At 63.8% G+C, this 7446-nt stretch carries 7 protein-coding genes and 1 pseudogene; 4 read left to right on the top strand and 4 right to left on the bottom strand.

Going from position 1 to position 7446, the window contains the following annotated elements; translation table 11 throughout:
- Both ROR02_RS16990 and ROR02_RS15635 read right to left on the bottom strand, forming a co-directional pair.
- Positions 1-185: hypothetical protein (locus tag ROR02_RS16990; protein WP_218032836.1), on the bottom strand; the 185-nt coding region annotated here is incomplete at its 3' end.
- A complete protein-coding gene (locus tag ROR02_RS15635) occupies positions 182-628 on the bottom strand; it encodes a GFA family protein (RefSeq protein WP_147164980.1) in 447 nt (148 codons plus the stop codon). The genes ROR02_RS16990 and ROR02_RS15635, both read right to left, overlap by 4 nt.
- 176 nt (positions 629-804) lie before the next feature.
- Between ROR02_RS15635 and ROR02_RS15630 the strand changes: the two genes are divergently transcribed.
- Both ROR02_RS15630 and ROR02_RS15625 read left to right on the top strand, forming a co-directional pair.
- Positions 805-1638: a DUF3883 domain-containing protein gene (locus ROR02_RS15630; RefSeq protein ID WP_147164979.1), complete on the top strand. Its 834-nt coding sequence runs from the start codon at positions 805-807 to the stop codon at positions 1636-1638.
- 422 nt (positions 1639-2060) lie between these two features.
- Positions 2061-3368 carry a methyl-accepting chemotaxis protein gene (locus ROR02_RS15625; RefSeq protein WP_218032835.1) on the top strand — a complete coding sequence of 436 codons (1308 nt, stop codon included), beginning with the start codon at positions 2061-2063 and terminating at the stop codon, positions 3366-3368.
- 40 nt (positions 3369-3408) lie between these two features.
- On the opposite strand, the gene ROR02_RS15620 is transcribed toward ROR02_RS15625, so the two are convergent.
- Positions 3409-5538 carry an amylo-alpha-1,6-glucosidase gene (locus tag ROR02_RS15620; RefSeq protein WP_147164978.1) on the bottom strand — a complete coding sequence of 710 codons (2130 nt, stop codon included), beginning with the start codon at positions 5536-5538 and terminating at the stop codon, positions 3409-3411.
- Positions 5539-5900: 362 nt separating this feature from the next.
- A complete protein-coding gene (locus ROR02_RS15615; RefSeq protein ID WP_147164977.1) occupies positions 5901-6686 on the bottom strand; it encodes a TSUP family transporter in 786 nt (261 codons plus the stop codon).
- A gap of 80 nt (positions 6687-6766) precedes the next feature.
- On the opposite strand from ROR02_RS15615, the gene ROR02_RS15610 reads away from it, so the two are divergent.
- A complete protein-coding gene (locus ROR02_RS15610; RefSeq protein WP_246135591.1) occupies positions 6767-7105 on the top strand; it encodes a PadR family transcriptional regulator in 339 nt (112 codons plus the stop codon).
- Between the two features lie 71 nt (positions 7106-7176).
- Positions 7177-7446, top strand: a pseudogene (locus tag ROR02_RS15605) (IS481 family transposase); the annotation flags it as partial.

The following is a 7446-nucleotide window of genomic DNA, read 5'->3' as shown; positions in this document are numbered from 1 at the left end:
TAATTCTCTCGCCGCATTGATGTATTTAAATGTGTGCAGAGAGGATGCTCGCACTGACAGTGCCGCCTCGCAAGCCGGGTCAAGCGGCGCTCGCCGTGTTGGCGTTGGGAGGGGTGCTTTTTTTCTTTGGGGTCGAGGTGCGAGATGCCTTCCTTGAAAGCCATCAGGGGCGTGCGGCCGTTCATGTCGCGCCCCTGGTGGGGGGGCTCGTTTTAGCGGATGAAATAGGAAGCCCATCCAGTCTTTCCAGGGCCTCCAGGGCGTCGGTCCATTCGGCGCGGCTGGCGTAACAGATGTGCGCGGTTGGGTGAATCCCGATCGGGCTGTCCAGGGAGCCCGCCGGAACAATCAGCAGGCGGCCATTCATCTGAACGGTTGGCAGGGCGGACCCGCATGTCATGCAAAAGCTCTTCTCATGGCGTGAATCCGGGACCCGGAACGTTTTGACCTGATCCTTGCCCGCCGTCCAGGTGAGTTCCGCCGTGGTCGAGAACAGGTTCGCCGCGAAAGCCGATCCGGTGTCCTTGCGGCAACGCGAGCAATGACATGCGAAAAATTTATCAAACTCTCCCGTGATGTGAAACTTTACTATTTCGCACAAGCAGCTCCCGTAAATGGATGAGCTCATCGTCCCTCTTCTTCCATGTTTATACTTTCCATAAAAAACAGAATAAAGATCAATATTTTGTTGTCAATCATTATTGATGATCAAATGGAAAGCGTTGGAGTCCGGGCGTCCTTCGGCATAAGGGGTAGGGGTGATTCTCGGGTGACAAGGGGTCGCGCCATCGCTAGCATTATTTCATGGAGAGCGACCCATGGACAGACGAGGAAAACGATCTGATCGTCGCGGATTATTTCGCGATGCTGGCCGATGACAGTGCCGGGCGCGCCTATGGCAAGGCGGAGCATCGACGGGCGCTTCTTGGCTTCTTGAATGATCGTTCGGAAGGATCGGTTGAATTCAAGCGCCGGAATATCAGCGCGGTCTTGAAGGGGCTCGGCGAAGCCTGGATCCCCGGCTACAAGCCTGCCTTCAATTTCCAGATGTCATTGGTCAATGCCGTGGCCCGGTGGCTTGAGCGCAACCCGGCGTGGCTGAGGCGCGTGCCGGAAAGGTGTTCGGCCGCCGGTCTTCAGGAGGCCACCCCGCTGTGGATCGGTCCCCCGCCCGCCTTGAGTAACCAGCCGCCGCCCCTGGAGCTGGAGCAGATGGAACACGTCGCCCGCAAATTCGATGTTGCCCGGCGGGACGCGGGCAATCGGGCTCTGGGGCGTGCGGGCGAGGAACGGGTGCTGGCGCACGAACAGGCCGTGCTCAAGGCTTCGGGGCGGGACGATCTGGCGCGCGCGGTGCGCTGGGTCTCGGAGGAAGACGGAGATGGCGCGGGCTACGACATTGCCAGCTTCACGGCGGAAGGACGCTCGCGGCTGATCGAGGTCAAGACAACGAACGGGTGGGAGCGCACCCCTTTTTACATCACGCGCAATGAGCTCGCCGTGGCCGACGCGTGCCGGTCGGAATGGTGTCTGGTCCGACTGTGGAATTTTTCGCGCGAGCCGAAGGCGTTCGAGCTGCATCCCCCGCTTGATGCCCACGTCACCCTTACCGCCACGACCTTCGAGGCTGGTTTCTAAAATCATGTGTCTGGCGTCGCATGCCACCCTGGACAGGTTCAAGCGGGGCTGGGTCATGGATGGCGTTGCGTCCACAGGCCTGGGTACCACGGACGCGATGGGAGCAAAACACCAAGCTCCATGGTTTTTTGACAGTGTTCCAAAGAGAGTCGATCCGGGATATACGCTCTCGGCATGGAGATGGTCAGTTGCATAAAGGTTTATTTTATTTTGGGGAAATGTTTTGCTGGATGCGATGGCATCAATGTCTTCCCTCCTTTGGTGATGCGGCCGGGGGAGGGCGTTTTGAACCGGATTAGTCATCGTTTTGGCTGTTCGAAAATCGTAAGAATCAATAAGCTACAACGTATTCCCTGATCCGTTCTGATCGGAATGGCTTGATGCGTCCTGCGACCTTGTCTCAGAAACGTGGATGAAACAAAATGAGCGATATTAAAGAACAAATTCACCCATGGTCCGAGGGAGAAAAGAAAATTGGTCAAATTGTCTATGATCGAGTCGTCAAGGGGATGGACCAGGCCCTTCTTGATGCCTACCAGGCTTTGGATCCAGGGTTAAAAGTAATTCCAGCCGACGTTTTGGAATTGGAGCACAAAAAACTTAGGCGAATTGCCAGGGGAGATTTTTCTGGAGATTATTTTGTAGAACAAAAAAAGATAACGGAAATTTTAAGCCTCAAGACAAACCTTATCGGTTATCTTAGTAGCTGCTATTCCGCCTATGCATCAGGTCTTGTTAACGCTATGTTGGACAACGCCTCTCTTTTCGATGGGAAGCAGCGAAATGAACTTGTAAAAAGTTTGATGCGTTCTGTTTTTACAGATGCTGCCGTTGTCGCCTCTTATTTTGCCGAGGCCGCGAACGAGAAGGCGGAAGCGGAAAAGAAAAAGGCGATGGAAGGCATGGCCGACGCGTTCGAGGCCAAGATCATGAATGTCGTCCGTGCCGTTTCCTCTTCCGCGTCGCAGTTACAAGGCACGGCGCAGGATATCAGCACCGGCGCGAATCAAACCGCACGACAAGCCGTCCTCGTCGCCACCGGAGCGCAGGAAGCCACCGCCAACGTTCAGACCGTGGCGGCGGCATCCGAGGAGCTGGCTTCCTCCATCTCTGAAATTAGCCGGCAGGTTTCGGAATCCGCCAGAATGTCGGTGGCAGCCTCCGATAAATCCGTTCGGACCAATGAGATTGTGCAAGGGCTGGCCCGCGCCGTTGGCACCATCGGCGAGGTGGTGAAGCTGATTAATGATATCGCCAGCCAAACCAACCTGCTCGCCTTGAACGCCACCATCGAGGCGGCCCGGGCCGGGGAGGCTGGCAAGGGGTTCGCGGTTGTCGCCAACGAGGTCAAGAACCTTGCCAATCAGACCGCGAAGGCCACCGAGAACATCGGTCAGCAGGTCACTTCCGTGCAAGACGAAACCAAGCGGGCGGTCGATGCCATCCACGATATTGGCATTGCCATTGATCAGGTCCGGGAGATTTCCACAACCATTGCCTCCGCTGTCGAGGAGCAGGGGGCGGCTACCCAGGAGATCACCCGCAACGTTCAGCAAGCCGCGCTTGGCACTCAGGATGTTTCCGCCAACATCACCGGCATTTCCCGTGCCGCCGAAGAATCGGCGGCATCCTCCCAGAAGGTTTTGACCGCGTCCAGCGAGCTTGCACGCAACTCCGAAACCCTCTCCGAGGCCGTCGGGCGTTTCCTGAACGAGGTCCGGGCCGGGTGATCTCCCGGACCCTGGCACTATCTCAGGATGGGCCTTCCCGCTACGTCACCACCACCAGGCGCACGCCCGCGTCGCCGCCGCTGCGGTGGGCGGTCACGGTGTCGCCGTGGCGGCGGATCGTCAGGTCCACCGTGGTGCCGGCCACGGGGAGGCGCGACAGGTACACCTCGTCGAGGAAGGCGGGGAGGCGGGGGTGGTCGAGGCGGACCGTGGCGTGCCCGGGATCGAAGCCCAGCCCAAGCGCGGCGTGCAGCAGCGCCAAAGGCGTGGCCGCCGCCCAGGCCTGGGGCGCGCACGAGCCCAGGTAGGCGGTGGGCGCGCGGCCGGCGCGGCGCGGGAAGCCGCAGAACAGTTCGGGCAGGCGCCGGGAGTCCAGATGCGTCGCGGCGGCAAACAGGCCCTCGAACACCCGCAGCACCGCGTCCTTGTGGCCATAGCGCGCGAGGCCGAGCGCCAGGACCGCGTTGTCGTGCGGCCACACCGAGCCCTTGTGATACGCCATCGGGTTGTAATGGGGCTCCCCTTGCGCCAGGGTGCGCACGCCCCACCCCGAAAAGGCCTCGGGCGTCATCAGGTCCGCCGCCACCCGGGCCGCGCGCGCGGGGTGGGGCAGGCCCGCGAACAGCAGGTGCCCGGCGTTCGACGCGCGCACCCGGCACGGTGCCTTGGCCCCATCCAGGGCCAGGGCGTAGGTGCCCAGGTCCTCGCACCAGAAGGTTTCCTCCACTCGCGCGCGGAGCCGTTCGGCCTGGGCGTCAAGGGCGCGGGCGTGCTCGGGTTCGTTCAGGGCGCGGGCCAGGGTGGCCCCGGCCCGCCGGGCGGCGTAGGCGTAGCCCTGGACCTCGGCCAGGGCGATGGGGGCCGTGGCCAGGCGGCCGTCGGCGTGGAACACGCAATCGTGGGTGTCCTTCCAGCCCTGGTTGACCAGCCCGGCATCGGTGCGCCGGCCGTATTCCAGGAAGCCGTCGCCATCGCGGTCGCCGGGGCCGTCCATCCAGGCCAGGGCCGCCTCGACCGCTGGCCACAGGGCGCGGGCGGAGACGATGTCTCCGGTGCGTTCCAAGGTGGCGCCGGCCAGCATCACAAACAGGGGCGTGGCGTCCACGCTGCCGTAGTAGCGGGCGAACGGCACCTCGCCCAAGGTGGCCATCTCGCCCAGGCGGCGTTCGTGCAGGATCTTGCCCGGCTCGGCATCGGCCGCCGGGTTGGTGGTCGTGGCCTGGGTGGCGGCGAGCATCCGCAGCACGCCCGGCGCCAGGCTGGGATCGAAGCCCAGCAGGAACCAGGCGGTCAGGATCCCGTCGCGCCCGAACACCGTGTTGAACCAGGGCAGGCCGGCGTAGGGGTAGGGGCCCACCGGGGTTTGGGTGGTCAACTGGGCCAGATCGGCCATCGAGCGTTCAAGAATCGCGTTGAACCCCGGGTTCGAGGTTTCAACGGCGGCGGCCCGGGCGCGGGTTTCCCGCATGGCGCGGCGGGCATGGTGGCGAGCCTGTGCGAATAATGTTCTAGAACATTCCTCGGAACACTGGAAGGCAAGCTGAAGCACCGCCCCGGCCCCGGGCGCCAGGGCAAGCGAGAAGGTGGCGCTCTCGGGCTCCAGGCGGGTGGGGGGCGGATCCAGGCGCACGCGCGTGGTCCGCTGGCGGCCGTCGAGGCCGGTGTAGGCCAGGCACGCAGTCGCGGGCCCCGTGACCGCCGGAGGATGAAGGGTACCGTGCCGGCTTCGCGCCGTGCCCCGCACCTGGAACAGGTCGATGAAATCGGCGCCAAAGCGGACGGTGATGGTGATGGTGCGCGCGTGGTCGGCATGGTTGCGCACCGCGAGCCGTTCAAACAGCGCGCCCTCCCACAGCACCGAGTTGTGGCGCACATGGATTGACCCCTGGCCCAGCCAGCCCTGGGGGCTGTCGGGACACTCGGGATTGGTCAGCTCGCGGGTCAGGAGGGTGGAATCGGGGGTCAGCATCACCCCCAGAAGGAGCGGCTCCACCCCGTCGATCCGCAGGTCAAGGTGGGACAGGTGGCGCGTGTCGTGGTGGTAGAGGCCCAACGCTCCCAAGGGTGCTCCGTCCCCGGGCGTCGCGCTCATGGCGCCGGCGGAATCGAACACCGCGAAGGTGTCGCCGTGCTTCAAGGTCAGGGGCGGGTTGGAAAGCGGCTGGGTCATGGTGGCGGCCTCCCCCGGGATGGGGCCCGATCCGTTCAGGATACGCCGGCGCCGGGGCGAGGCCCAGATATTTGAAGGCCCCCGTCCGGGGGCTAGTCCGGAGCGGGGGCCTTGGGAACCAACAGAACCATGGGCTGGGCTAGAACCCGTGGGGCCGGGGAGGGGATCCCGGTACTCCTTCCCCGGGCCATGCGTCACGGGGATGGTGCTGGTCGTTTGAGGCCGCCGGGGGAACCGGGAGGGAGCGGTTTTCCGTCGTCCTCATGAAGGGATCTTCTCTTTTCCCACCCGGCAAGTCAACATCTTAATCCGACCATAATAATGGGGGATTGGCCGGTCTTTTGCCGGGATTGTGCCTTGTTTCAGATCAGGCCGGCGGCCATGGCCGATCCCATCAGGCCCAGGGCCAGGGCGACGCCCGCGCGCACGGCGCCCACGGTGAGTTTGGGGATCAGGCGCGCGCCCACGACCGCGCCCAGGAAGGCGGCGGCGGTGGCCAGTCCGACCAGGGGCCAGGCGTCGGCGGGCAGGGGGGCGAAGGGCGTGGTGGCGTGGGCGAGGCCATAAACCAGCAGGCGCGCGCCATCGACCCCGGCGGCGATGACGGCGCCGGTGGCGATGAAGGCGGCGGGTTCCAGCCCGGTTTTCAGCAAAAAGGCGCTGCGCAGGGCCCCTTGCAGGCCCGACAGCCCGCCCAGGAACCCCGAGGCCAGACCTCCCCAGGGCAGGAAACGGGTCGGGACCGCGAGGCGGGCAAAGGCGGGCCGGGTTTCAAGAACCGCGAAACCGACGATCAGCAGGCCCAGAACCAGGGGCAGGGCGCGCACCGTGTGCGGGACCCCGAACGTCGTGTAGGTGAACAACGCCGGCGCCTCGGCCAGAGCCACCAGCAGTGCCGCCCCGGCCACCGCTCCCGCCAGCGCGGGCAAGCCAAAGCGTCCCACGACCGCCCAGGCAGCGGCCCGGCCGACCAGCGCCAGCTTGAACACATTGTTGGCCAGATGGACCACGGCCGTGGCCCCCAGGGCAACCTCGGCCGGCCACAACAGGGCAAAGGCCGGCAACAACAAGGTGCCCAGGCCAAAGCCCGAAAACAGCGTCAGCCCCGACGCCACGAACGCCACCGCCACCACCAGAACGGCTTCCATGGTACGCTCCCCGGCTGGAGATTTATTGTCGAATAACGATATCGAATTTCGATATCGAAAATCAAGGGGAGGGGAAGCCCATGGCGGAACGGATGGACCATCACGACCTGCTGTCGGGACTGGTGCGGCTGCACGTGCTGCACCACGCGGCGCAGGAACCGGTGTACGGGCAAGCGATGATCGAGGAACTGGCGCGGCACGGGTACAAATTGTCGCCGGGGACCTTGTACCCCCTGCTGGCCAAGATGACCCGCGACGGCTACCTGACGGTATCGGCGACGCGCGAGGGGCGGGTGACGAAAAAGTACTACACGATCACCGACCACGGCCGCGCCGGCCTCGCCCTGGCCCGCACCCATCTGCGCGAACTGAAAGGCGAGGTGGACGAGGAGGCAGAGGAGGGGGGGGCAACGCCCTGATGTGTTGGTGTTCGTCTGTGGGGGTGCCCAGGCTTCCCCGGGCGGTGTCCGGGGCCGTCCGGGCACGCCAAAAACTTCCCATCACCGCCGTTCAGACCTTGAACAACGACATTCTGCCCACGTTGGAAGCCCACGGCGCCCGTATCGACGCCGTTCCGAGCGACAATGGCCGGGAATTTTGTGGGCGCCCGGACAAGCATCCCTACGAACTGTTTCTTCAGCTTGAAGGCATCGAGCACAAGCGCACTCAAGTCGCCCGGCTTCAGTCCAACGGGATCGTCGAACGCCTTCATCGGACCTTGTTGGACGAACATTTTCGCGTCGAAGGCCGGAAAACCTGG

It is taken from the genome of Pararhodospirillum oryzae (assembly GCF_007992075.1).
Classification (GTDB): domain Bacteria; phylum Pseudomonadota; class Alphaproteobacteria; order Rhodospirillales; family Rhodospirillaceae; genus Pararhodospirillum; species Pararhodospirillum oryzae.
This window is presented reverse-complemented; position numbering and strand designations above follow the sequence as displayed.